Source organism: Mariniflexile maritimum, from assembly GCF_009746565.1.
Lineage (GTDB): Bacteria > Bacteroidota > Bacteroidia > Flavobacteriales > Flavobacteriaceae > Mariniflexile > Mariniflexile maritimum.
The window spans coordinates 71078-96628 of sequence record NZ_WRPN01000003.1 but is presented as its reverse complement, the minus strand read 5'-3'; the positions used below and the strand labels follow the sequence as shown (position 1 = coordinate 96628).

Annotated in this window: 27 protein-coding genes; 10 read left to right on the top strand and 17 right to left on the bottom strand. The window is 41.4% G+C overall.

Annotated elements, in window-relative coordinates:
• Window positions 1–4: 4 nt before the first annotated feature.
• A complete protein-coding gene (gene lysS / locus GQO80_RS05705; protein ID WP_157207379.1) occupies window positions 5–1699 on the bottom strand; it encodes a lysine--tRNA ligase in 1695 nt (564 codons plus the stop codon).
• Between the two features lie 177 nt (window positions 1700–1876).
• Between lysS and GQO80_RS05700 the strand changes: the two genes are divergently transcribed.
• The 3 genes from GQO80_RS05700 (at window position 1877) to yaaA (ending at window position 3784) form a co-directional block, all read left to right on the top strand.
• Window positions 1877–2035, top strand: coding sequence for a YqaE/Pmp3 family membrane protein (locus tag GQO80_RS05700; RefSeq protein ID WP_157207378.1), 159 nt, complete (start codon window positions 1877–1879; stop codon window positions 2033–2035).
• Window positions 2036–2163: 128 nt separating this feature from the next.
• On the top strand, window positions 2164–2862 hold the full coding sequence (gene lipB / locus GQO80_RS05695) for a lipoyl(octanoyl) transferase LipB (RefSeq protein ID WP_157207377.1): 699 nt from the start codon (window positions 2164–2166) through the stop codon (window positions 2860–2862).
• Window positions 2863–3025: 163 nt separating this feature from the next.
• Complete coding sequence (gene yaaA / locus GQO80_RS05690) at window positions 3026–3784, top strand: peroxide stress protein YaaA (protein ID WP_157207376.1); 759 nt, start codon at window positions 3026–3028, stop codon at window positions 3782–3784.
• Between the two features lie 13 nt (window positions 3785–3797).
• Here yaaA and GQO80_RS05685 read toward each other — a convergent pair whose 3' ends face one another.
• On the bottom strand, window positions 3798–3932 hold the full coding sequence (locus tag GQO80_RS05685) for a 30S ribosomal protein THX (RefSeq protein ID WP_157207375.1): 135 nt from the start codon (window positions 3930–3932) through the stop codon (window positions 3798–3800).
• Window positions 3933–4132: 200 nt separating this feature from the next.
• Between GQO80_RS05685 and GQO80_RS05680 the strand changes: the two genes are divergently transcribed.
• The 4 genes from GQO80_RS05680 to GQO80_RS05665 all read left to right on the top strand — a co-directional run bounded on the left by GQO80_RS05680 (window position 4133) and on the right by GQO80_RS05665 (window position 8034).
• Complete coding sequence (locus tag GQO80_RS05680) at window positions 4133–4822, top strand: uracil-DNA glycosylase family protein (protein WP_157207374.1); 690 nt, start codon at window positions 4133–4135, stop codon at window positions 4820–4822.
• A gap of 34 nt (window positions 4823–4856) precedes the next feature.
• On the top strand, window positions 4857–5765 hold the full coding sequence (locus tag GQO80_RS05675) for a mechanosensitive ion channel family protein (RefSeq protein ID WP_157207373.1): 909 nt from the start codon (window positions 4857–4859) through the stop codon (window positions 5763–5765).
• A 522-nt stretch (window positions 5766–6287) separates the two neighbouring features.
• Window positions 6288–6587, top strand: coding sequence for a GIY-YIG nuclease family protein (locus tag GQO80_RS05670; protein WP_157207372.1), 300 nt, complete (start codon window positions 6288–6290; stop codon window positions 6585–6587).
• A gap of 802 nt (window positions 6588–7389) precedes the next feature.
• Window positions 7390–8034 carry a DUF6266 family protein gene (locus GQO80_RS05665; protein WP_157207371.1) on the top strand — a complete coding sequence of 215 codons (645 nt, stop codon included), beginning with the start codon at window positions 7390–7392 and terminating at the stop codon, window positions 8032–8034.
• Between the two features lie 115 nt (window positions 8035–8149).
• Here the strand turns inward: GQO80_RS05665 and GQO80_RS05660 are convergent, their stop codons facing one another.
• On the bottom strand, window positions 8150–8365 hold the full coding sequence (locus GQO80_RS05660; protein WP_157207370.1) for a helix-turn-helix domain-containing protein: 216 nt from the start codon (window positions 8363–8365) through the stop codon (window positions 8150–8152).
• Window positions 8366–8684: 319 nt separating this feature from the next.
• On the opposite strand from GQO80_RS05660, the gene GQO80_RS05655 reads away from it, so the two are divergent.
• The 3 genes from GQO80_RS05655 to GQO80_RS05645 are packed head-to-tail and all read left to right on the top strand — an operon-like array spanning window position 8685 to window position 10430.
• Window positions 8685–9977: a DEAD/DEAH box helicase gene (locus GQO80_RS05655; RefSeq protein ID WP_157207369.1), complete on the top strand. Its 1293-nt coding sequence runs from the start codon at window positions 8685–8687 to the stop codon at window positions 9975–9977.
• Window positions 9977–10204, top strand: coding sequence for a DUF6500 family protein (locus GQO80_RS05650; protein ID WP_394350997.1), 228 nt, complete (start codon window positions 9977–9979; stop codon window positions 10202–10204). Before GQO80_RS05655 ends, GQO80_RS05650 begins: the two co-directional genes overlap by 1 nt.
• Window positions 10185–10430 (top strand): VF530 family protein, encoded by a 246-nt coding sequence (locus GQO80_RS05645; protein ID WP_157207368.1) that lies wholly within the window; start codon window positions 10185–10187, stop codon window positions 10428–10430. Before GQO80_RS05650 ends, GQO80_RS05645 begins: the two co-directional genes overlap by 20 nt.
• Window positions 10431–10465: 35 nt before the next feature.
• Here the strand turns inward: GQO80_RS05645 and GQO80_RS05640 are convergent, their stop codons facing one another.
• The 14 genes from GQO80_RS05640 to trpD all read right to left on the bottom strand — a co-directional run bounded on the left by GQO80_RS05640 (window position 10466) and on the right by trpD (window position 25492).
• Window positions 10466–10774: an EF-hand domain-containing protein gene (locus GQO80_RS05640; RefSeq protein WP_157207367.1), complete on the bottom strand. Its 309-nt coding sequence runs from the start codon at window positions 10772–10774 to the stop codon at window positions 10466–10468.
• Window positions 10775–10861: 87 nt separating this feature from the next.
• A complete protein-coding gene (locus tag GQO80_RS05635; protein WP_157207366.1) occupies window positions 10862–11311 on the bottom strand; it encodes a tRNA (cytidine(34)-2'-O)-methyltransferase in 450 nt (149 codons plus the stop codon).
• A 196-nt stretch (window positions 11312–11507) separates the two neighbouring features.
• Window positions 11508–14111: a chondroitinase-B domain-containing protein gene (locus GQO80_RS05630; RefSeq protein WP_157207365.1), complete on the bottom strand. Its 2604-nt coding sequence runs from the start codon at window positions 14109–14111 to the stop codon at window positions 11508–11510.
• A 180-nt stretch (window positions 14112–14291) separates the two neighbouring features.
• A complete protein-coding gene (locus tag GQO80_RS05625; RefSeq protein ID WP_157207364.1) occupies window positions 14292–15377 on the bottom strand; it encodes a T9SS type A sorting domain-containing protein in 1086 nt (361 codons plus the stop codon).
• Between the two features lie 86 nt (window positions 15378–15463).
• Window positions 15464–17041 (bottom strand): MDR family MFS transporter, encoded by a 1578-nt coding sequence (locus tag GQO80_RS05620; RefSeq protein WP_157207363.1) that lies wholly within the window; start codon window positions 17039–17041, stop codon window positions 15464–15466.
• Window positions 17042–17157: 116 nt separating this feature from the next.
• A complete protein-coding gene (locus GQO80_RS05615) occupies window positions 17158–18240 on the bottom strand; it encodes an HlyD family secretion protein (protein WP_157207362.1) in 1083 nt (360 codons plus the stop codon).
• Window positions 18241–18253: 13 nt separating this feature from the next.
• Window positions 18254–19531: a TolC family protein gene (locus tag GQO80_RS05610; protein ID WP_232333118.1), complete on the bottom strand. Its 1278-nt coding sequence runs from the start codon at window positions 19529–19531 to the stop codon at window positions 18254–18256.
• Between the two features lie 34 nt (window positions 19532–19565).
• Window positions 19566–20186 carry a TetR/AcrR family transcriptional regulator gene (locus tag GQO80_RS05605; RefSeq protein ID WP_157207360.1) on the bottom strand — a complete coding sequence of 207 codons (621 nt, stop codon included), beginning with the start codon at window positions 20184–20186 and terminating at the stop codon, window positions 19566–19568.
• 336 nt (window positions 20187–20522) lie between these two features.
• The gene (locus tag GQO80_RS15840; RefSeq protein ID WP_232333117.1) at window positions 20523–20666 is read right to left on the bottom strand and encodes a hypothetical protein; all 144 of its coding nucleotides are present in this window, start codon (window positions 20664–20666) and stop codon (window positions 20523–20525) included.
• Between the two features lie 81 nt (window positions 20667–20747).
• Entirely contained in the window at window positions 20748–21512 is a 765-nt protein-coding gene (gene trpA, locus GQO80_RS05600; RefSeq protein ID WP_157207359.1) for a tryptophan synthase subunit alpha, read from the bottom strand.
• 144 nt (window positions 21513–21656) lie between these two features.
• Window positions 21657–22838, bottom strand: a complete 1182-nt coding sequence (gene trpB / locus GQO80_RS05595; RefSeq protein WP_157207358.1) for a tryptophan synthase subunit beta — start codon at window positions 22836–22838, stop codon at window positions 21657–21659.
• 69 nt (window positions 22839–22907) lie between these two features.
• Entirely contained in the window at window positions 22908–23630 is a 723-nt protein-coding gene (locus tag GQO80_RS05590) for a phosphoribosylanthranilate isomerase (protein WP_449405564.1), read from the bottom strand.
• A 90-nt stretch (window positions 23631–23720) separates the two neighbouring features.
• Window positions 23721–24503 carry an indole-3-glycerol phosphate synthase TrpC gene (trpC, locus tag GQO80_RS05585; RefSeq protein ID WP_157207356.1) on the bottom strand — a complete coding sequence of 261 codons (783 nt, stop codon included), beginning with the start codon at window positions 24501–24503 and terminating at the stop codon, window positions 23721–23723.
• Complete coding sequence (trpD, locus tag GQO80_RS05580) at window positions 24500–25492, bottom strand: anthranilate phosphoribosyltransferase (RefSeq protein WP_157207355.1); 993 nt, start codon at window positions 25490–25492, stop codon at window positions 24500–24502. The genes trpC and trpD overlap by 4 nt, the downstream gene beginning before the upstream one ends.
• Between the last annotated feature and the right edge of the window lie 59 nt (window positions 25493–25551).

The following is a 25551-nucleotide window of genomic DNA, read 5'->3' as shown; positions in this document are numbered from 1 at the left end:
TAAGTTACGAAATTAATTCCACAATCAAATCGTCATCTGTTTTTGTAACGTTTGCCAATTTGTGTTTTGTAAGGCCTTTGATGCCCTTGTCCCAAGCTTTGTTGCTCAAGCCCGATAGCGATTTTAAATCGTTTAGGGAAATGCTTTTTTTTGCTTTAAGTATCTCAAAGATGGCTTTTTCGGCATCGCTTAGCTCTATGGCCTTTTTTTCTGGTCGCATTTGCGGAAAGAACAATACTTCCTGTATGGATTGGTTGTTGGTTAAAAACATGATCAACCTATCCATGCCTATGCCCATGCCCGATGTTGGCGGCATGCCGTATTCCAGGGCGCGCAAAAAGTCGTAATCTATGGTGCCGGTGGCTTCATCATCGCCTTTTTTGGCCAGTTCCAATTGGTGTTCAAAGCGCTCGCGTTGGTCAATGGGGTCGTTTAATTCAGAATAGGCGTTGGCAATTTCCTTGCCGCAAACCATCAGCTCAAAACGCTCGGTTAATTCAGGGTTTGTTCGGTGCTCTTTACACAGCGGGCTCATTTCTTTAGGATAGTCTATAATAAAGGTGGGCTGTATGTAGTTGCCCTCGCATTTTTCGCCAAAAATCTCGTCTATCAATTTGCCTTTGCCCATCGTATCGTCAACTTCAATGCCCATGTTTTTGGCAGCGGTTCTAATTTCTTCTTCGGTTTTTCCTGTAATATCAAAACCCGTAAATTGTTTTATGGCATCGGCCATGGTTACTCGGGCATAGGGTGCTTTAAAGTCGATGTCGTGTTTACCAAAAGTTGCTTTGGTGGTGCCATTTACAGCCATGGCACAGTGTTCTAGCAAACGTTCGCAAAAAGCCATCATCCAATTGTAGTCTTTGTAGGCTACATAAATTTCCATGGCGGTAAACTCGGGGTTATGGGTTCTGTCCATGCCCTCGTTTCTAAAGTTTTTTGAGAATTCGTAAACGCCGTCAAAGCCGCCAACTATTAGGCGTTTTAAGTACAGTTCATTGGCAATTCGCATGTATAACGGAATATCCAATGCGTTGTGGTGGGTTGTAAACGGACGTGCCGCGGCGCCCCCGGGAATGGGTTGCAATACGGGGGTTTCTACCTCAAAATACCCCGCATCGTTAAAAAACTGGCGCATGGCATTGAACAATTTGGTGCGTTTTACAAACACGTTTTTAACCTGGGGGTTTACAACCAAATCGGCATAGCGTTGTCTGTAACGTTGTTCGGGGTCGGTAAAGGCGTCATATACCACGCCATCTTTTTCCTTGGGCAATGGCAACGGTTTTAGGGCTTTGCTTAATAGGGTAAAATCTTTTACGCGCACACTTTTTTCGCCAACTTGTGTGGTAAACAGTTCGCCTTCAATACCCACAAAATCACCAAAATCCAACAGTTTTTTAAAAACCTCGTTGTATTTATCCTTGTCTTCACCCGGGCAAATTTCATCACGGTTAAAATACACTTGTATTTTTCCATCGGCATCTTGCAAATCGGCAAAACTGGCTTTTCCCTGCACCTTAATCATCATCAACCGGCCTGCAACGACTACCTTTTTTTCGGCTTCAAATTGCTCTTTAATTTGTTTGGATGTGTGTGTAACAGGGTATAGCTCCGCAGGATAGGGGTTAATGCCCAATGCGCGTAATTTTGCTAATTTCTCTCTTCGTACAAGCTCTTGCTCTGATAATTGCGACATATTCTAAATTTCTGGTGTATTTTTAAAGGCACAAAGATAAACATTTGAATTTACGATTCACGCATTTTTGATTTACGATTTTCTGGGTTTTATAAGAAGGGTAGGTTGTAACAAAAAACGTATTTTAGCGTCTTAAATGAAACATCGTTAATCTAACATCTTAAATCGTCAATTACCATGAGTTTCTGGAGAGTGTTGCTGTCTATTATTTGTCCACCCTTAGCCGTTATCGATAAAGGTTGTGGTTCAATCATCATTGTGTTTTTGTTGTGGCTTTGTGGTTGGGTGCCCGGTGTTATTGCTGCCTTGGTAATTTTGAACAATCCTAAAAGGTAGATTTTAATTGCAGCATTCAGTTGCAGTATGCTGTTGCGGGTTCTGGTTTATGGTATTCCGTCTTCCTTCCTTTTTTTACTTTGAAGCTCATGCGCCCATACGCCAGAAAAAATGTAATTTTGCAACCTATGAACAAGCAAATTGAACTTCAGGATTTAGGGCTAAAGGATTATAAAGCGACTTGGGACTACCAAGAGCAGCTTTTTAAAACAATTGTTGATGCCAAGATCAAGAACAGAAAAGAGGCCACCCATTTAAAAACCAATAACTATTTTCTTTTTGTGGAACATCCGCACGTTTATACCTTGGGCAAAAGCGGCGATATGTCGAATTTACTGTTAAGTGAACCACAGCTTGCCGAAAAGGGCGCTGCCTTTTATAAAATTAACCGGGGTGGCGATATAACCTATCATGGGCCGGGGCAGCTTGTTGGCTATCCTATTTTAGATTTGGAAAACTTTTTTACCGACATCCATAAGTATCTGCGGTTTTTAGAAGAAACCATCATTCTTACACTTGCGGAATATGGCCTAAAAGCCGAACGAAGCCCCGGTGAAACAGGTGTATGGTTGGATGTAGGCACGCCCTTTGCCCGAAAAATATGCGCCATGGGCGTACGGGCCAGTCGCTGGGTAACCATGCACGGTTTTGCGCTTAACGTTAATGCCAACCTGGGCTATTTTGACCATATTATACCCTGCGGCATCCGTGGTAAAGCCGTTACGTCGTTAAATGTAGAGTTGGGGGAGGCATCCGTTTCAATAGAAGAGGTAAAAGAAAAACTGCTCAATCATTTTACGGCACTTTTTGGGGCAAGGTTTATTTGAATACCTGGTTAAAAACTTTCAAGCAGTGCGTTCAAACAATTACAAATAGGGTATTTTCCCAAGTGCAACCATTTTTAAAAGTCATTTAGGAGTTGTAACTTTGGTACGTGTTAATTACCCAATTTTTTACCTATTTTTAGGAAACAACCCAAAACGATACAGTATGAAACTAGTCATATCTCCAGCAAAGTCACTCGATTTTGAAAGCGAATTGCCCACCGATAAACATTCCGAAGCCATTTTCTTGGAACAATCGGAGCGCATCAATAAACTCTTAAAGAAGAAATCGGCGAAAAGCCTATCAAAATTAATGGGTATTTCCGATGCTTTGGGTCAGTTGAATTATGAGCGGAACCAAACTTGGGAATTGCCCTTTACGCCCCAAAACGCACGACCAGCCCTGTATGCTTTTAATGGCGATGTGTACCGTGGTTTCGATGCTTACACCTTGCCTAAAAAAACGCTTGAGACCGTTCAAAATACGGTGCGTATTCTGTCGGGGTTGTATGGGGTGCTAAAACCCTTCGATTTAATTCAGCCCTACCGTTTGGAAATGGGCACCAAGTTTCCCGTAGGTAAGCACAAAAACCTGTATGCGTTCTGGCAAAAAACCATTACCAAGAGCCTTAATGACGAGTTGGCCAATGGCGAGCTGTTTTTAAACCTTGCCAGTAACGAATATTTTAAAGTCATTGATGCCAAAGCCTTAAAAGCACCCGTAATTACCGCACATTTTAAGGAATTTAAAAATGGCGAATATAAAATGATTTCGTTTTTTGCTAAAGAAGCCCGGGGCTTGATGGCGCGGTATGTTGTTGATACCAACGCAGAAACCATTGACCATTTAAAAGGATTTGACTACCAAGGATACCATTACAGCGAACCCATGTCAACCGAAACTGAACTGGTTTTTATACGGTAAGCATTTTTAGGTGTTATTTTGCCAGCGCTTTTTTATCGATGCTTATCTTGGTTTCAACGCTCGGTTTTTTTTTAATGCGTGGGCGTCTTACACCATACGAACCTTGATTGATTTTTCCGCGCTTTGTTTTTTTATCTCCTTTTCCCATAATGTTACATTGTTTAGTCCTTCAAAAGAAGGAAGGTTTTAAAAAGGTCAAATTACAAAAAACGAGCGTTGAAAGCAAATATTCAACTTTTAAAGTTGGTGTTTTTTATCTTTCATCCGTACCTTAAGGATTACGGTAAAAAAAACTGTTTTTTTAAATTTGCTATTAATGCCATAAGCCCTGTGTTCACAGAATAAAATATGTTTATACATCATCATCCATACGCGCCTTTTATACAACCCGATACCACCAAACTGATTGTTGGCACCTTGCCGCCGCCGCGGTTTTCAACAGGAACTCTTTTGGAAAGGGATGTCGATTTTTGCTACGGAAGTTATTATAACTCGTTATGGTTGTATATTGATGCCATTTACCGGTTGAATTGGCGTTACGATAATTCAGAAGCAGCGGTCGATGAGCGCAAACACTTTTTAATTTCCCATAAAATAGGGGTATGCGATATGGTTGAACGTTGCGAGCGCGCCAAAATAGATGCCTCCGATTTGGGCATGCAAAACGTAACCTTGCGCAACCTAATAGGCTACCTAAAGGCCTATCCCAATATCGATACCTTATTGTTTACGGGCGGAAACAGTAAAAACGGCCCCGAATATTTTTTTAGAAAGCATATTAAGGATCAGGGTTTAAAATTGAACCTTGTTTCTAGCACCGTGCCACGAATACACGAATTAATATTGCCCGTTATGGCGAGCAAAGCAAAGCCATCTGCCGTATCGCACCGCATCATTAAAACCGTTTCACTAACCTCCGTTTCGGGTGCTGCCAATATTTCCATTAGCAAACTGCCCTTGTACCAGCACTTAAAGGCAAAAGACCCCACATTCAATACCTTCGATTTTAGGGTGATGCAGTATCGCGAGTTTTTTTAATATTTATTAGTATCTTTAGAGTAAAATAGCAATTATGATCTTACGTGTCCAATCTCCCCAACAAACCATTGTTCGTTCGCTAGAGACTTATTACGAACAGTTTCTTATGGTGCTGCCACGCATTGCTTTAGGTATTTTGGTGGTGCTTGCAGGTGTTTTAATGGCGCAATTGCTTACCAATATTTACAAACGGCGTATCCAAAAACAGGCAACCGACCCTTTAATGGCGCGGTTTTTGGCACAGGCCATAAAAATAATTCTGGTTATTATTGCCATAATGGTGGCGTTGCAGGTGGCAGGGTTAAATGGTATTGCTACCGGCCTGTTAACCGCTGTTGGCGGTGGTGCCATTATTTTGGGGTTTGCCTTTCAAGATATTGGGAAGAATTTTTTGGCAGGTATTATTTTAGCTTTTAATAGGCCCTTTAATATTAACGATACCATCAAAATTGATGCTATTTTCGGAAAAGTAAAAGCTTTAAGCTTTCGCTACTCACATATAAAAACGTTTGATGGAAGGGATATTTTTATTCCCAATAGCGATGTGCTTACCAAACCCGTAGCCAATTATACGGCCGATGGGTTTTACCGTGTCGATTTTTTGGTGGGCATAGGGTACGAGGATGATATTGAAGCCGCAAAAAAGGTAATTCAAGGTATTTTGGATGGCAATAAAGAGATAGTGCACGATGAGGCCCATGAAAACTTTGTTATTGAAGATGAGCTTGCCACCAGCACCGTAAACCTAAAAGTGTTTTTTTGGGTGGACACTGTTGATTACAGGCATGCATCGTTAGTATTGCGAGGCCAAGTAATACGCGAGGTAAAACAGGCTTTGGAAAAAGGAGGCTACAATCTGCCTGCCGATATTAAGGAACTTAAAATATATGGCACCCAAGATGCCATTCCGGTTAAGCTGCTTTCAGGTAACAGCCCGGGCTAAACGTTTTGTTAGTCATGTTGACGATAGGAAACATCACATCCAGAGCGTTTGTGTTGTTGTATGAAGTGGAAACCGTTTATCGTTATGTGATGTCTCAATCGTGCCTCATTCGACATGACTACGCGTTTCGGCATGACTTTACGGTTTGATATTAGTCATGTTGACGATAGGAAACATCACATCAAGAGCGTTCAAGTTATTTTTTTTGTTAGAACGCTCGACGTTATGTGATGTCTTAATCGTGCCTCATTCGACATGACTGCACGTTTCGGCATGACTAGGCGTTTCGACACGACTATACGGTTTGATATTAGTCATGTTGACGATAGGAAACATCGCATCCAGAGCGTCCTGTATTGCTGTATGAAATGGAAACCGTTTATCGTTATGCGATGTCTCAATCGTGCCTCTTTTGGCATGACTGCGTGGTTATGTATTATTAACGTTTAGCCTTTTTAACTAATGAATCGTGTGCGTTTTAATAAAAATATATATTTTTAATAAATTTTTTTACGTTTATTTATGCTACATAAATACTTTGTTTACATAACTGCCAATTTATATAGAACAACGCTTTATATAGGATTTACTAATAATATCCAGAGAAGGTTGTCTCAACATTATTTTGATAGTCAAAATGCTAAAAAGTCTTTTGCAGGCAAGTATGGCTGTGTTTATTTAGTTTATTATGAGTCCTTTGAGTATCCTAAAGAAGGCATTGCTAGAGAAAAACAACTTAAAGGATGGCGACGCGAAAAGAAGAATAAACTAATTGCCGATTTTAACCCTACTTGGGAGAACTTAAATACTCAAATATTTTAGTTTATAACAATAAGCTGTTTGTTAGTCATGTTGACGATAGGAAACATCGCATCAAGAGCGTCCTGTATTGTTTTATGAATTGAAAACTGTTTATCGTTATGTGATGTCTCAATCGTGCCTCTTTCGACATGACTGCGCGTTTCGGCATGACTAGGCGGTTTGTTAGTCATGTTGACGATAGGAAACATCACATCCAGTGCGTCTGTGTTGTTGTATGAAGTGGAAACCGTTTATCGTTATGTGATGTCTCAATCGTGCCTCATTTCGACGTGACTAGGCGTTTCGGCATGACTTTACGGTTTGATATTAGTCATGTTGACGATAGGAAACATCACATCCAGAGCGTACTGCATTGTTTTATGAAGTGTAAACGCTTGTCGTTATGCGATGTCTCAATCGTGCCTCATTTCGACATGACTGCGTGTTTCGGCATGACTGCGTTTTATTAGTCATGTTGACGATAGGAAACATCACATCCAGAGCGTCCTGTATTGTTTTATGAAGTGGAAACCGTACATCATTATGCGATGTCTCAATGCCCCTCTACCTTAGTCTGTGCTTTGTTCGGCCCAAGCCCCATCGCGCTAAAATGCACCCAAACCAGAGCCGAACAACACCCGAACAACACCCGAACAAAACCCCTGCTTTTTTTGGTACGTGTGTCAATATGTGTCAATGTGTGTCAATATGTGTCAATGTGTGTCAATAGGTGTCAATGTGTGTCAATAGGTGTCAAGTGTTTTGATACCAGCAAAAAGCTTTTTAGCTTCACAGGATATTAACCCCAAATCTTATAAAAATCATGGGAACATTTAGTAAAGGCATCCTTGGAGGGTTCTCCGGAAAAGTAGGCAACGTAGTGGGTGCACGTTGGCGAGGTAAAGACGTTATGCGCAGTTTACCTACCCGCGGCACGTACACGGCAACACAGCTGCAAATAGAGCAGCGCGAGCGCTTTAAAACCGCCGTTATGTTTTTAACACCTATTAAAAACTTGCTTTCGGCGTATTTTGGCAAGCCACAGGGCGACAAGAGCAGTTTTAATTTGGCAACGGGCTATCACATTAAAAATGCCCTTTTGCCCGATGGCCTTGGTGGTTACGTTATTGATTACCCTAAGGTGTTAATAGGTAAAGGCGACCTTCGCGGTATATCAAACGGTGGGGTAACGCTAGACACCAACCAGGAAGTAACCATAAGTTGGGATGATAATAGTGGACAGGGCAACGCTGCCACCACTGATGAACTTGTGGTTGTGGGTTATTGCGAAGCGTTGGGCTTGTTTGAAACAGCAAATCCAGCCGGAACGCGCAATTTAACAACGGTACAATTGCCATTGCCCGCGTATTGGGCAGGGCAAGAAATACAGCTTTGGGCTACTTTTGTAACTGCAGACCATAAACAAGCAGCCACCAGTACCTACTTAGGTGCTGTAACGCTTACTTAGGCCCTGTACTTTTTTGCAGATTGTTTCTCCGCTTTCACAAACATGGGGAAACAATCTGTTTTATTTTATATATTAAATATAAAGCTGTTAAGTAGTGCTGCCTTTGCAATGTAGCTTATAAAAAACGCTTGTTTTGTAATTTATGGGTCATAAACTGCTCGATAAATATTTTAGGAAAATACAAAACGCCCCCAAGTTTGGTATAGGGCAGTTGGTTTTTTATGCACCAACGGTACAGGGTGCTACGGCTTACTTTAAAATAAAGGCGGGCTTCATCCGATGTCATCCACTGCTCGTTTTTAAAGGCTGTTGGGTTTAAGGGTTTGGGCATGCTGTTATGGGTTAAGGTGGTTTGTTTTTGATGATTTTTTACTGTATGTGGTTACGTGTTAAACAACTACATAGATAAGAAAAAGGAACCACAAAAAAAATACCTAGTTCTACTTATTTTTTGAAGGGAGCTTGTAAGTGGTATCGCTATTGGGTTTTTCTGCCTTGTAGCATTGGTGATTATTCTGTCGCCTTTTGTTGCGCCATTTCCCTTTTCCGCATTGTCATACAACAATCTAAATAAATAAACAGTACCTTTGCGGCTTAACTAAAGAGGTGCACTATGTAGTTATGTAGCGTTGCATCTCAAAATACTTTATATGCAATTTAATCAATTAGGCTTATCCCAAGCCTTGCTAAAAGCCATTAGCAAAAAGGGATACACTACCCCAAGTCCTATTCAACAAAAAGCCATTCCACCCATATTACAAGGCAAAGATGTATTGGCAAGTGCCCAAACAGGAACCGGAAAAACAGCAGGTTTTACCTTGCCATTACTCCATTTATTATCAGAAAACCCCAAAGAAAAATACAAGCCCATACGTGCGTTAATATTAACGCCAACGCGCGAACTGGCAGCACAAGTATATGCCAACGTAAAAGAATACAGTACGTTTTTAGATATTAAAAGTGCCGTTATTTTTGGTGGGGTTAACCAAAATCCGCAGGTAGCAACCCTACGCCAAGGCATTGATGTACTGGTGGCAACCCCCGGGCGTTTGTTGGATTTAATCAATCAGAATATCATATCGTTAAAACGGGTAGAGATTTTGGTTTTGGATGAAGCCGACCGCATGCTGGATATGGGCTTTTTGCGCGACATTGAACGTATTATCAAACTGATGCCCGAAAAGCGGCAGAATTTAATGTTTTCGGCAACCTTTTCGGCCGACATTAAAAAACTGGCACACGGTATTTTAAATAACCCGGTGCAAGTTGAGGCAACCCCCGAAAACACTACCGTTGATGCCATTTCACAAAAAGTGTATCGCGTAGCCAAAGGCTTGAAAACCGATTTGATTATAAAACTCATTTCCGATGGTAATTGGAAACAGGTGCTGGTATTTACGCGTACCAAACACGGTGCCAATAAACTCTGCGAAAAAATGGTAAAAGCGGGCATTAAGGCCGCAGCCATACATGGCAATAAAAGCCAAGGTGCACGTACCAAGGCATTAGAAGGTTTTAAAAATACAGGCGTAAGCGTGTTGGTAGCTACCGATATTGCGGCGCGCGGTTTGGATATTCCGTTGCTGCCACATGTTATTAATTTTGAATTGCCCAATATTCCTGAAGATTATGTGCACCGTATAGGCCGAACAGGAAGGGCAGGAGCCAGTGGTGAAGCTATTTCGTTGGTAAGTGCCGATGAAACAACTTTTTTACGTGATATAGAAAAATTGGTGGGCATTAAAATACCTACGGAAATCTTGGAAGGTTTTGAACCCGACCCCAATGCTTCCACCGAACCAGAAAAACGTCAACAACGTGGTGGTACGCGCGACCGCTCCAGAAACAACGAACAACAGGCCAACGCGCGCACCCATAAAAACGATAGCAACCGGCGCCCAAAATCTTCAAACAACAGGCGCAGAACCGATAGACACCATTAATGATGACAGCAAGTTTAAAAGCCAAAATTATTGAGGTTTGTAACAAAAAAATAGCCGAAAAAGGTGAGAGCGTAGGCGTGTCTTTTTATGCGTTTTTTTCAAATAAAAATAACAACCCAGAGTTGTTAATGGAGGCGGCCACTTGGTGGATTATGGAACACAAGTTAAACCACTTTGAAAAAGCCATTAAAATAAAAACCTTAGCCCTTGGAAACCCAACCCAATAACCCCTTGCACGGCATCAAACTGGAACAGATCATCAACGATTTGGTGGCGCACTATGGATGGGAATATATGGGCTATACCATTAAAATTAAATGCTTTACGGATAATCCATCGGTAAAGTCGAGCTTAACGTTTTTGCGCAAAACCCCTTGGGCACGAACCAAAGTTGAAACCATGTATTTGAAGATGCTGACACAGAATAAAATGAAAAAAGGTTCGAGCCACTAGCTTGAACCTTTTTTATTCGGATAAAAATAACCTTACTATTCTTGTTTTTTCTTGCCTTCTCCTTTGCCGGCTTTTGCCATGGCACCTTTAAATTCTTCCAATGAAATGGAGCCATTGCCATCGGCATCCATTTTGGCAAATCTTTTTTCCTGTGCTTCGGCCGATAGTTCCTTTTTGGTTTTGCGGGCTTTCATTTCTTCTAAAGTAACCGAACCGTCCTTGTTCGTGTCTAGGGCAGCGAATATTTTTTCTGGGTCTGGTTTCTTTTTTTCCTGGGCATTTACTTGTGAAAAAGTAAGTAAAGCAAATGAGAATAAGGCAAATTTTAAAATTGTTGATTTCATTATTTAAGTTTTTTAAATTGTTATGGCACTTGGACTCATCATTTGGAAATTGGTTTAATGCGCAACCTATTTTTATGGATATCTTAACTATAAATGCTTTAAGCCTTCGTAAACCACAATGGCCACGGCATTTGCCAAGTTTAAACTTCTAACGTGCGGGCTGTACAATGGAATTTTGTAAAGCTTGTTTGAATGCTGTGAAATAATGGATTTTGGCAACCCAACCGATTCTTTTCCAAATACTAAAAACAAGTTGTCCTCAAAAGGGATGTCCCAGTGGTTTTTTGTGCCATGGCTGGAAAGGAATACCATGTTTTGGCCACTATTTTTAGTAAAGAATTCTTCCATGTTTTCGTAATAGATGATGGTAACATGTTGCCAATAATCCAAACCGGCACGCTTGAGTCGGGCATCGTTTATCTCGAAACCAAAAGGTTTTACCAAGTGAAGTGTAGAACCTGAAGCCAATGCCAAACGCCCAATATTACCAGTATTGTTGGGTATTTCGGGCGCGATAAGAACAATGTTTAAGGGCATGGAAAAGGTTTGCTTTGTTTGGGGCGAAGATAATGTATTTTGGGTTATTAAGTTATAGGGTTATAGAGTTATAGGGTTATAGGGTTATAGGGTTATAGAGTTATAGGGTTATAGAGTTATTGGGTTATTTTGTCGAAACTAAAAACTTTTTTTCTCAATAACTTAATAACCCAATAACTTAGTAACTAACAAAAAATTAATGCGAAACCATAAACATTTTGGAATGTCTGGTTGCATCCTCATTTGAAACATTCAAAATATAGGCACCGTTGGATAAGGTTGAAACATCTACCTGAATGTCGGCTTCCAACGTCTTGATTGGTTTTTCCAAAACCTTTCTACCGTCCATGGCAAAAACTTCTACCATGGTTGCACGGTTCTTCATTTGGCTCAATGTTAAAATATCCTTCACTGGGTTGGGGTACATTTTAAACGGGTTGGCCAATGGTTTGTCATTCACCGATAGTGTACTGGCATTTCCATAAAATTCTATTTCATGTATGGTTGTAAACCGACTGGTGCCGGTGGTTTGCCCATTGCCAATAAGTTTCACGTATTTTGTGCCCAAAGCGGGTGCAGGCAGTATAAAGCTTTTAAAGGACGCATCGGTGTTGCTTATAAGGTCGCCGGCAGGAAAAGGATTGGTAAAATCAGTATCCGCCGTACCTGCGGAAGACACCAAAATCCGTAAATAATAGGCTTTGTTGTTGGTAGTTGCCACATCTACCAAGGCCAAATCGAAAGCGCCTTTCAAATCATAAATAATGATGGCCTTGTTGCTAGGGTCTGCAGCGCCATTGCCGGCCCATTGCGTACCAAAGTTTTTGTCTAAACTGTTAATGGCATAGTTGAATTTGGTAGTGCCATTTACCTCTTCATTAGATACATAATTGACGGCTACATCCGAAGCCAGTTTGTTTATCAGGTTTAAACCTGTGCGGGGGTCGGCAGCAGTTTGCGTAACGTTTATGGTTCTGGTTAAGGCACCGCCTGTTACCGTAACTACTCCTGTGCGCTCGGTGGTTGAGGTGTTTTGGCTTACGGTAATATCGAAAGAGCCATTGTTTGTGCCAGAGGTGGGCGTTAGGGTAATCCAAGCGCTATCAGCGGCTACGTTCCAACCCACATTGGCGGTAACGCTTACCGTTTGGGAACCTGCGGTATCGGTAAAACCAGTGATGACGGATAGGTACAGGTTTTCGGAAGTGTCGTCCAGCTCGTAAGCATTGGGGCCAACGGTTGCAGGGGTCATGGGCGCGTACCTAACCGATTCCAAACTGTAATGGTCGGCGCCAGGGTTGCTCATGGTTGGTCTGGTTTGGCCTTCAATATCTTCTGTTACAGTTTCAGAAGTTACCGCGTTGTTATAAAGCGGTGTGGTGCCGGTGGTTTTCCAAACACCTTCAGCGGCGTTATAGGTTAAATTTGGGTTTTCATTTACAACCATAGCCGAAGTAAACGAAGTGGAAGTGGCCCCAGAAATGGTTGTGGCCGTACCTGTTGGGTATATTAAATTATTTGTCCATGTAATGTTGTTCCCTTGGTCGTTACCGTCCTTAATGGCAACCAAGGCATTTTCAGACCCGGTGATGAGGTTGTTCATGATCTTGATATTGCTCAAAGCCTTATTGTAAGCACCATTATTGTTGAAGCCAATTTCAATGCCGTTGGTGTTGTTTACCAAGGTGTTGTAGGCAATGGTGATTCTTTCTGCCCTAAAATGGGAACTTAAACTGGTGCTTTGCCCGTCGATAACATCCCCTAAGGTAAGTGTAATGGGGGCGTCCCATCGGGTACCATTGAGGCCTTCCATGTAATTGTTGATAATCACGTGGTCGGTGCCATACACCCTAATCCCGCCGGTATAAAGTGTTGTAGAGGTAAGCCCGCCATCATAAGACACCGACCCAATGGGTTTATTGCCACCAAAAAAGTAATTGCCCTCAATACGGTTTCGGTTGCCATGGCGTAGTGAAAGCGTACCATAGCTTCTTAAGAAAGTATTGTGGCGCACCACGTTGTCGCACGATTTTACCGAAACAATTTCGGGGTCGCCATCGCAATCTTCAAATAGATTAAACTCAACTGTGGTGTAACCGCTGGACATGGACATATTGCTCCATCCAATCCTAATCGATTCCTGTTCGTTTACGGCCCGTGGCCCATTGTTTTTAAAGTAGTTGTGGTCTATACGATCGTTTTGCGACTGTACCACTTCGTTGGTGCCATCTATGGTTATGTAATGCCCGGGCATGGTCTTGTTTTGAAAGGTATTATGGTCTATGCGGTTGTTGTGGCTTAGAAATTGGTACGGCGGGGTAATGTCATCGTAAACGCCCCCAATATACACCCATTTTGAAGAACTGGTCTGGGCTGTTTCAAACACGTTTCTGGTGATCCTGATGTTGTTGCAACCTTCCAGTTTCACCATGGTACTGTTGCCGGTGCAATTAAAAATAAAACCTTCCATAATGGCATAGGCCGCTTTATTAAAGGTAAACCGGGAGCCGCCCGTAAAGGTAACGCCGCCAATGGTTTCAGCCTTAATGGTTATGGGGTTTCCAGAAGCCCCTTGAGGTTTTAAGGTTGGGCTGAAATCGGGGTACGTGCCATTTCTAATGATAATAACATCGCCCGGAGCTGCCGCCGTTACCGCATTTTGTAAATCGGTTTTAGTGGTAACATACGTTTGCGCACCCATGGTAAAACAACAAACCAACATGGTTAAGGTACTGAAAAATTGAAGCCATGCTTGGCTCGCCAATAAAGCTTTAAAACTTGGTAAAGTAATTTTTTTCATTGTAAGACATATTAAGTTTATTTGGATAACCAAACTGGTTTACCAGTTTGGTTATCCAAATATAATTATTTTTTTATCGTTTGCAACAATTTTAAATTGAATATTATTAACTGAAGTGTAGAAGGTTACTGCACAAAATGAAACCAGTCAACAAATAACCTAAATTTTCTAGAAACCGAATTATGGGACCAGTAATGTTTCGGTTGCAATAATACGGTTGTATTTTTTGAAGATTAGGAAGTAAAGTCCCGATTTAAAACCGCTTATATCCAAGGTTTTTGGTTGCGGTTTTAGAACCTTATGCAATCTTCCTAAATTATCATAAACAGCAATGGATTCAAAGCTATTGGGAAGTGCCTCTACCTTGATAAGCTTTGTATGGTTGGCTGGGTTTGGGATAATTTTAATGGATGATTTGTAATGTTTTTCAAAGGGAGAAGCTGATAAAGTAGCCATTTCCTCTATGCTGAAATGAGCGAACAAAACGGTTTCGTCGCGTAAATTGGAAGCGTCGTTCAAACTCCTGTAAATGCCCCATTTGGGCCTTACAAAATCGGCATTGGTTTGCCAATTTTTAATGGCGTTGTTGGTGTAGCTAAACAATTCGGTACCATCACTTACCCTTTTTATACTTATGGAATAAGTGCCCGAAACCGCACTAGTATTATTGCCGTATTTTATGGTTTCGGTTGCTTCTACCCAAGTGCCTTTAAAAGGTGTTAAATCGGTTTGTTTAAGGGTAACTTGTGTATTGGTTTCCGCATAGCGCAATTCCAATTTGTCTGGAGTACCTTTTCGGGTAGTTAAGGTGTACATGGGCATCGCTTCATAAAGTCCGCCCACCGATTTTAATTGGTGAATGTGCGTAAAACTGGACGAGGATTGAAACCCAGCATCTAATTTAAACGTCCATTTGTAAACCACTGTTTCACCTTCAATGCCTTTTAAATTGTCGGGCGATTTTTCGTAGGTTTTTATTTCGTTGCGCTGACGGTCAAAGTTGATACAACGGTCGTTATCGGGTGAAACATGAATTTGAAAACGGAAAACGTAGGTGTTTAATTCAGTATCAAAAATTTCATCGATATGTTTTCCGAAGGAAGTATGGCTACAATCGGACGCTTCAACCGCATCGAAACCTGGTGCTAAAACGGCATTGATGCGTTCGTAAGTATTTCCTGGGCCATCGGCGTTTAGAACAACTTGTGCCGCCGCATGAGCAATGGGCAACATCAAAAAAACAAAAACTATGATGGCAAGCTTCATTCTAAAAAAGTTAAATTGGTTAACCAGTTTTCTTGAAGCCGAATATACAAAAAAATTCACCATCTGCTTATGTTGCCTAAAAAAGCTTAATGGGCAGACATGGCACTTACCTTACCCGCACCTTTTTTAATGAGCAACACAAACGGCACACAAGCCAAAAACAGCACCCCAAGGTATAAAAACACGTCCATATACGATAATACCGTGGCCTGCTTGGTTACTGAAACATCCAGTATTTTATGGGCCTTATCCAGCGCTTCATTGGCTGAAAAACCTTTGTTCATAAACATGTGCTGCAAGCCTTGGATGCGTTCCTGAACCTTAAAATTGATGGCGCTGATGTTTGGCAGCAAATCCACACGGTGTTGTTGCGTCCAACGGGCTATAAAGGTCGTGATGATGGCAATACCAAATGAACCGCCCAATTGGCGTGTCATGCCGGTAAAGGCGGCGCCATCGCCAATATCCTTTCCTTTTAAGGTGGACAAAGATAAAGTAGTGATGGGCACAAACAAGAGGCCCAAACCAACGCCCCTAACCACCAAGGGCCAAAAAAAGTGCTCCACGCCCGTATCGGGGGTCATCATCAGGAACATCCATAAACTGTAAATAAAAAAGATAACGAAGCCACCCGTAACCAGATATTTTTGTGGTACGCCATTTTGCAGCATCTTCCCGATAAAGGGCATCATGATGGCTGTTGTGATGGAACTGGGCACGAGTATTAAACCCGCATCGGTAGCGGTAAAGCCCAAAACCGATTGGGTATATATAGGAATAATAAAAGTAGAACCATACAATCCGAAACCGAGGATGAACGTCATGATGGTGCCAATGCGCAAATTACCGTCCTTCAGCACTTTGAGGTTTACAATGGGGTGCTCGTAAGTCATTTCACGCCATATAAAAAGAATCAAACCAAACAGTGAGGTAATGCTTAGGGCCACTATCAGGGCATTGTCGAACCAATCGTCCTGTTGGCCGTGTTCCAATACAAATTGCAACGACCCAATAAACATGGCCAGTAAAATAATACCAATCCAATCCACTTGGTTGGCCTTTAGTTTTTCGCCGTATTTAGGGCTTCTTACATATATAAGCGTTAAAAAGGTTGCGATAATGCCAAGGGGAATATTGATGTAAAATATGTAGGGCCACGAAAAATTGTCAACCAAATACCCGCCCAACGGTGGCCCCAAGGTAGGGCCCACAATAACGCCCATGCCGTAAATAGCCTGTGCCATGCCCCGTTTGGCTATGGGGTAACTTTCGGTAATAATGGTTTGTGCCGTAACCAATAGGGCACCCCCGCCCAAACCTTGCACAAACCTAAAGGCCACCAATTCCCAGATATTATCGGCATTGCCACACAAAAAGGAAGACACGGTAAATATGACAATGGACGTTGCAAAATAGTTGCGCCTACCAAATTGTTTGGATAGCCAACTGGTCATGGGAATAATAATAACGTTTGCAATGGCATAAGCGGTAATCACCCAGGCGATATCGGTTAACGAGGCGCCCAAACTACCGCGCATATCGTTCAATGCCACGTTTACAATGGTGGTGTCCACAATCTCTAAAAGGGCACATAAAATGGCGGTAATGGTAATAATAACGCGCCTAAAACCGTATTCAACTAAGTCGTCTTCGTTTGGTTGCATGTTTGGTTGTTGGGTTATTAAGTTATTGGGTTATTGGGTTATTGGGTTATTAAGTTATTGGTACAGAACACCTTAATAACTCAATAACCAATAACCATCGTCCTTTTTTCAAAGATTTATTTCAAATGAACATCGGCCAGCACATTCATGCCCGAACGCAGTTTTTGAAGTTTTTCAACATCGTTGTTCTTGGTGAAATCAATTTTTACGGGCAAACGCTGAATGGTTTTTACAAAGTTTCCGGTAGCATTATCAGGCGGCAATAAGGAAAAGCGCGCGCCCGTTGCGGGTGAAAATGCTGAAACCACGGCTTCAAAATCCTCATCCGGATACGCATCGGCGGTAATGGTTACTTTTTGGCCCACTTTCATTTTTTCTAATTGGGTTTCCTTAAAGTTGGCAACTACCCATTTGTTTTCTGTATTTACAAGATAGAACAACGATTGTCCCGGTTGCACAAATTGGCCTGCCTGTAAACTTACATTGGACAATTGCCCATCAATGGGCGCCGTTACAATAGTGTATGCTACATTCAATTTGGCGGCATCTACTTGGGCCTGGGCGCTTTTTACATTGGCTTCGGCAACCGATACTTGTTTTTCTGAAATAGCGGTTTGTTGCGATGCGGCGTTTTGCTGACTTTGGGTGGCTTTCTGCTGACTTTGAAGCATCTTCACCTGTTGCTCCGCCTCTTGTTTGGCTGCCAAGGCCTGTTCGTACTGCTGTGCAGTTATGGAATGGTTTTTATAAAGATTGGCATAACGCTCAAAATCGTTGGTGGCGCGCCATAGTTTGGTTTTGGCAGCTTCTATATTGCTGGTTGCCGAACTTACCTGTGCCGCCGCCGTTGCGGTATTGGCCTTGTACGAACCAATGCTGGCTTCAGATACTGAAACGCCACTTTTGGCAGCCGCCAATTGCGCCTCGGCCTGTTCCAATTTCACCAAATAATCCTTGTTTTCTATAACAAAAAGCGTGTCGCCCTTTTTAACGTTTTGATTATCGGTTACATACACTTTTTCTATGAAGCCGCCCACGTGTGGAATTATGGGGTTCATGTTGGCCTGTATTTGTGCATCGTCGGTTTCTTCGTGCGATAACGAATGGATGATTTTGTAGCCACCATATACCACGCCTATGGTTACTAATACAGAAATGATAATGATAAATTTCTTATTGGTTTTTTTCTTTTGTTCCATGATGATGAAATAATTAATTTTGATTGAAGGCGCTGGTCAATTGGCCTTGGGCGGTTAGTAATTCGTAATATTTTTGTGAAATGTTTGCGTTGGCGTACGATAAATTCAGTTTTGCCTGAAGCTGTTCTACATCGGCTTCCAGCAAATCGTTGGTGTCCATCAAACCATTATCGTATTTGTCCTTAACAATACGGTAGTTTTCCGTTGCCTGGGCTTCAGAAGCGGTGTAAACCTCTTGTTTTTTCAATGCCAGTTCATAATCCTGTCTGGCATTTTCAATGGCAATTTTAATGTCGTCCGCCTTCATGTCAATGGCATATTTAAGTTCCTCGACCCTGCTTTTAGCCAATTTTACGTCGCTTTTTGCCTTGAATATATCCGAAAGATTATAGGAAATGCCCACGCCCACATTCATGGCATTGGTAACGGTAAGGGCGTTTTGCAAATCCAGGGCAATGTAACCGCCCGTTAAGGCCAACGACGGAAAATATTTGCTTTTGGCCACCTTTATTTGGTTTTCGGTCGCTTTTTTTTGGTAGCGAAGGGCTTCCAAATCGTTTCTGCTCATTAAAAGGTTGGTGTTTTGGTTTGAAACCAAGCCAAAATTGGGCGTTGCGGTTTCAATGGTGGTACCTTCCGGAAGCTTTAAAAGTGTTACCAATCGGTAATTCAGGATGTTTTCGTTCTTTTTGGCTTCTTCCAACGATAATTGAATGTTCGATTCCTGTAATTGCGCTTTCAACAAATCGTTTCGCGCCATTAAACCGTTTTGCTCCATGGCCGAAAAATCGGTAACACGTTGCTGCGCACTTTTTAAATTTTCGGCAATTAAAAGGCTGGTCTGTTTGGCCTTATACAGGTTTATAAAACCAATTATCACCTGGATACTGAGCTGCTCTTTGTCGTTTTTCGCATTAAAAGTAGCGGCCTGGTAAAGGTTTTCACTCGCTTTCACCGTATTTTGAAGCTTAAAACCAGAAAAAAGTGGCAAGGATACATTGGCCTGACCCAACAACAATTGGTGAACGCTGGGCGACCTGTTGCTTTGTGTATCTTCAGAATCGCTGTTTCCGGCACCGATTTTTAATTTCACATCGGCATTTGCCAAACGCATGTATTGCCCCGAGAGTTTCGCATCGGGATACTGCAGGTTTTTGGCAACGTTCCATTCGCTTTGGGCAGTTAAAACCTTGGCATCGGCCATTTTAGAGGCGTCGCTGTTTTTAAGTGCCAAGGTAACGGCATCTTCAATGGTCAACGTTTGCGTTTGTTGCGCTTGCAGAGTTGGCATATAAATGAAACAACCGAGCAAAAAAATGAAGAATTTATTTTTCATAGGTAAGCAATGCTTTAATGGTATTTTGAATATGAAGGGTAAGATCGTTATGCACATAGGTTTCAATAGACGGATTGTCATCCAGTTTTAGCGACATTTGATAGTATTTTTTGTTGTAATAAAAATGAAAGTAAGTACCTAAAATGGTAGCGGTTAGAAGTTTGATGTTCACATTTTTTATAAAAACACCAGCCTTTTGTCCGCTCTTCACAAAAGCCTCGATCACGCTTAGGTTTTCTTTTTTTTGCTCCAAATAACTGTTGAAATCAATTTGCCTGTTTTCGTTGGAAAATTCAAAATTGATGATTTTGTGGGTGCGGCGGTTGCGATGCAGGCGCCTAATGATTAAGGCCACAATATCGTCCAGGGTTTCCAGATAAGGTTTGTTTTTTGAAATGACAGAATCCAGTTCCATTCTAAAATCGGACATGCGGTAAACAAACAGGGTTTCCAAAAGTTTTTCCTTGGAACCAAAATAATAGGAAACCATCGCTACGTTGATGCCGGCCTCTTTGGAAATGTGCCGTACCGAGGTGCCATCAAAGCCATTTTCGGCAAACAGTTTTTCGGCGGTTTCCAAGATTTGAATTTGTTTCTCGTTTAAGTCCATCTGACCAAGTTTATTTTCGGATGCAAATTTAAACAATTGTTTAAATTAAACGTTTGTTTAACTTATTTTTTTTAAATTTTTTTTTGGAAGAACTTATTTTGAATGTAGTGTATTAAAAGACACCCCCTTAAGTCCCCTCAAGGGGACAATCCAAACGATGTAACTTTTTTGATAGACATCAAAAACCAGAAATTAAGTATAAAAGAAGGAAAACGTTCGTATCAAAAAAAATTAAAGTTTAACAGTGTAGGGTTGCTTTTTGGATGGGAATTGAAACCATTAAAAAAGGCAGCCTATTTATTTAGACCGCCTTTTTCAATTAAGCGCAAAACCAGATTATTTCTTTGTTTGCTGTTTTTTTATTGTTTTATTATCAATGTCGAACTGGTTTATTTTTTGGTTTACATTACCAGTTGGGTTGGTTGGCGTTTTTTGTTCCTTTGTTGTTTTAAACTTTTTTTTGTCTTCTATAATTCCCATGGTTTTTCTTTTTTTTTGGTTTCAACTAAAATTAAGGAAAAAGTTTTGGAATTTTATTAAAGTTATCTTAAAATCAGGCCTTTAATTGTTAAACTGCCTTGCAAACGTTGGTATGTCCTCTATGCCATTGTTGGTAATATGTTTAATAAAGGCACTTCCAATAATGGCGCCCTTGGCATATTTAGTGGCCTGTGTAAAGGTTTTATTATCTGAAATGCCAAAGCCAATTATTTGCGGATTTTTCAAATCCATTGCTGCAATACGTTCAAAATACGCCGTTTGTGGGTCGCCAAAACCCGATTGGCTGCCCGTAACGCTGGCACTGCTTACCATATAAATAAATCCGTTTGAAATGGAATCGATAAAATGGATGCGCGCTTCGGAAGTTTGCGGCGTAATTAAAAAGATGTTGATGAGTCCGTATGTTTCAAAAGTGGCTTTGTATTCATCGTTATAAACACCCACCGGTAAGTCGGGAATAATCAGGCCATCAATACCAATTTCCTGACATTTTTTACAGAAAGCCTCTACGCCATATTGAAGTATGGGATTAAAATAGCCCATGATAATCAGGGGAATGGAAACGGTTTTCCGAATATCTTTTAATTGTTTGAAAAGTATTTCGGTTGTCATCCCATTTTTCAATGCTTGTGTAGAACTTGCTTGAATGGTGGGACCATCGGCCAATGGGTCGCTGAACGGTAGGCCGATTTCAATCATATCCACGCCACTTTTTTCAAGGTTTTGAATGATGGTAACGGTGTCAGTTAAACTTGGGTAACCAGCTGTGAAATATATAGATAATAACTTTTTATCTCCTTGTAGTTTTTTGTTTATTCTGTTCATTTTGAAATCTTTTATAAGACCTCACAGGTTTTAAAAACCTGTGAGGTCTTGTTTTGCGTTAGGGATTGAAGCGGCATCCTTTTTTGCCATTAAAAGCAAAAAAGATATAGCGAAAAGCCCGACCCTTGTGGTAACGCCATAAATCTATAGTTTAAAATAATTAATATAAGTTTCCAAATCCTTATCGCCACGCCCCGATAAACTCACCACAACAATGTCTTCTGGCTTGAATGTTTTATGCTCGAAAATGGCCAAGGCGTGCGAGCTTTCAATGGCCGGAATAATGCCCTCCAATTTGCACAATGCCAAGCCGGCTTTCATGGCATCGGCATCGGTAATGGACATAAATTCGGCACGCCCCGTTTTTGCCAAATGCGCGTGCATGGGGCCAACGCCCGGATAATCCAAACCTGCCGAAATGGAATACGGTTCGGTAATTTGTCCGTCCGGGGTTTGCATCAACAAGGTTTTGCAACCATGGATAATGCCTTCTTTACCTAAAACCGAAGTGGCGGCACTTTCGCCAGAATCCACACCCAAACCAGCGGCTTCCACCGCAATAATATTAACATCGTTTTCGTGTAAAAAGTGGTAGTACGTTCCGGCGGCGTTACTACCGCCACCAATACAAGCGACCACATAATGGGGCTTTTCACGGCCTTCCTGTTCTTTTAACTGCCATTTTATTTCTTCGGAAATGACCGATTGAAACCGTGTTACCATATCTGGGTATGGATGCGGCCCAATGGCAGAACCGATAATGTAATGCGTGTTTACGGGGTTGTTGATCCAGTCGCGAATGGCCTCGTTGGTAGCGTCTTTTAAAGTACGACTTCCTGAAAGCGCAGGCACCACGGTAGTGCCCAACATTTTCATACGGGCCACGTTGGGTGCCTGACGTGCAATGTCAATTTCGCCCATATACACAATACATTCCAAGCCCATTAAGGCGCAAACCGTAGCTGTGGCCACACCGTGTTGGCCAGCGCCCGTTTCGGCAATAATGCGGGTTTTGCCCAAACGTTTTGCCATAAGAATTTGACCAATGGTATTGTTTATTTTATGCGCTCCGGTATGGTTTAAATCCTCGCGCTTTAAATAAATTTTGGTGCTGTATTTTTCTGAAAGGCGTTTTGCAAAATAAAGCGGCGACGGACGCCCCACATAATCCTTTAAAAGTTGGTCGAATTCCTTTTTAAAATCGGGTTCGGCCATGATTTTCAGATAGTTTTGGTGCAGTTCCTCTACGTTGGGATACAGCATTTCGGGGATGTAGGCACCTCCAAATTCGCCGTAATAGCCTTTTTCGTTTACGTTGTAGTTCATTGTTTTTATTATTTCGTCATTGCGAAACTTTTGAAAAAAGTTGTGGCAATCTGCTGATCATTAGGCAGATTACGTCGTCGTTTTTCTCCTCGTAATGACGTTTTCTTTAAATTTTCGTAATAACTCTATGTTTTTTAATCCAGGTTCCGTTTCAAATTTACTGTTCACATCAATGGCGTAACAGCATTTTGAAACAGGGTTATGTATAAATTCTTTTAATTTATCTACTTCTTCCAAACCAATACCACCACTTAAAAAGAAAGGTTTGGTTGATGGGTAATTGCTTAACACATTCCAATCAAACGTGTACCCATTCCCACCTGGTAATTTTCCTTTGGTGTCGAATAAAAAATAGTCGCAAACAGCTTCATAAGGTTTTAAGGTTTCAAAATTGAATGCGTCTTTTATGGAGAAAACTTTAATGATTTCCAGTTTTCCGTCATTGCGAGACTTTCTTTCAAAGTCGAAGTAATCTGTTTCTATTGATGAGATTACGTCGTCGTTTACCTCCTCGTAATGGCGTTTCAATCTTAAACAATATTCAGGTGACTCTTCACCATGAAGTTGAACTGCCTGTAAATCATGGAGCCTTATTTTTTCAATAACAACCTCTAAATCCTCATCAACAAAAACGCCTGTTTTTTTAATGGATTTTGGTATTTCGGGAATGTATTCTAAATCAAAGTTTCGTGCGGATTTTTCATAAAATATAAACCCAAGATAGTCGGGTTGCAAAGCTGCAACTTGTTTTATATTGTCTTGGTATTTCATGCCGCAGACTTTAAGCCCCACCCCAGCCCTCCCCGAGGGGGAGGGAATGGATTGCGCTATATGTTGACTTTTTTTATTCATAAGAGTAAGCATTCTCCTCCTTTGGCGGCGTTAGAGGAGGCTTTTAATAAATTCCTTTGCACTTTCGCCGGCATTCTCGGTTTTCATAAAGTTTTCACCAATTAAAAAACCTTTGTAACCGTAATTCTGTAAATCCTTGATAGCCTCGATATTGCTGATGCCGCTTTCTGATACTTTTATAAAGTCGTTTGGAATGCGTTCACTTAGTCCTTTGCTGGTATCCAAACTAACGTCGAAGGTTTTTAGGTTTCGGTTGTTTACCCCAATCAAATCCAAACTGGGCATGATGGATTTATGGAGTTCTGCTTCATTATGGACTTCCAACAGCACCTCCAAATGTAAGCCTTTTGCACATTCTGAAAACTTTTTGATTTCATCCCTTGTTAAAATAGCGGCGATGAGTAAAATAACATCGGCGCCGTAGGCCTTTGCTTCCAATAATTGGTACTCATCAATAATAAATTCTTTTCTTAAAAGTGGCAAGTTGCAACTGGCGCGCGCCGTTAATAAATCGTCCAACGAACCACCAAAATATTTGCCATCGGTTAAAACGGACATGCCGCAAACACCAGCATCTTCGTACCCTTTTGCCACATCAAACACATTAAAGTTTTGGTTGATGACTGATTTTGAAGGCGAACGACGCTTATGTTCGGCAATGATGCCTGTTTGGCTGTTGCTTAATTTATTGGCTAATGACATGGTTTGCCTCTCAAACAAAACCGATTGTTCCAGTTGTTTCACCGGAATAAGCGATTTTCTTAAATCGACCTCAACGCGTTTATCGGCTACAATTTTATCTAGAATGTTCATTTGCTTAATCCTTGAATGGTTTGTAATGCTTTTAATGCTTTGCCACTTAGCAAGGATTCCTTAGCAAGTTCGAATCCCTCTTTATGTGAAATTTGATTAGTCGTTGCAATCGCCAATCCAGCATTGGCACACACCACATTGTTTTGTTGTTCGGTGCCTGTTCCTTGGATGACATCCATAAAAATTCTTGCGGACGATTCTACGGTGCTTCCCCCAAAAATAGATTCCTGTGTTATTTCAGAAAGCCCTAAATCCTCTGGCGAAAACATGGTTTCGGCATGGTTGGAAATAACTTTGGTATTTCCGGTCAATGAAATTTCATCGTACCCATCCAGCGCATGCACAATCGCATAATTTGTGTTAGTATTTTGATATAAATAGCCGTACAAACGCAACAATTCCAAATTAAAAACGCCCACCATTTGGTTTTTGGGAAACGACGGATTTACCATGGGCCCTAACATATTGAAGAATGTTTTTACGCCCAACTCCCTGCGAATGGGCGCTACATTTTTCATGGCTGGATGAAACAACGGGGCATGCAACACACAAATACCAGCTTTATCGATGGACCGCTTTAGAAAATCTTCATCACTTGAAAATTTAATGCCCAAATATTCCATAACGTTTGAAGAGCCACAAGCCGAGGAAACGCCATAATTGCCATGTTTGGCGACTTTCACGCCTGCGCCCGCCGTAACAAATGATGCCAAGGTTGAAATGTTAAAGGTGTCCTTGCCGTCGCCGCCGGTGCCGCATAAATCGATGGCGTTAAAATCGGTTAAATTAATAGGGATACAAAGTTCCAAAAGTGCATCGCGGAATCCTCGCAACTCTTCAAGCGTAATGCTTCGCATCATAAAAACAGTTAGAAATGCTGCAATTTGACTTTGGTTATAAGCGCCTTTGGAGATGTTTACCAAAACCTGTTTAGCTTCCTCGCTGGTGATGCTTTCGTGGTTTATAAGTCTGTTTAATATGTTTTTCATGCTTTCATCCCCTCGAAGGAGGGAATCTTATTAATTAAACTTCAATGTTTATTTTTAAT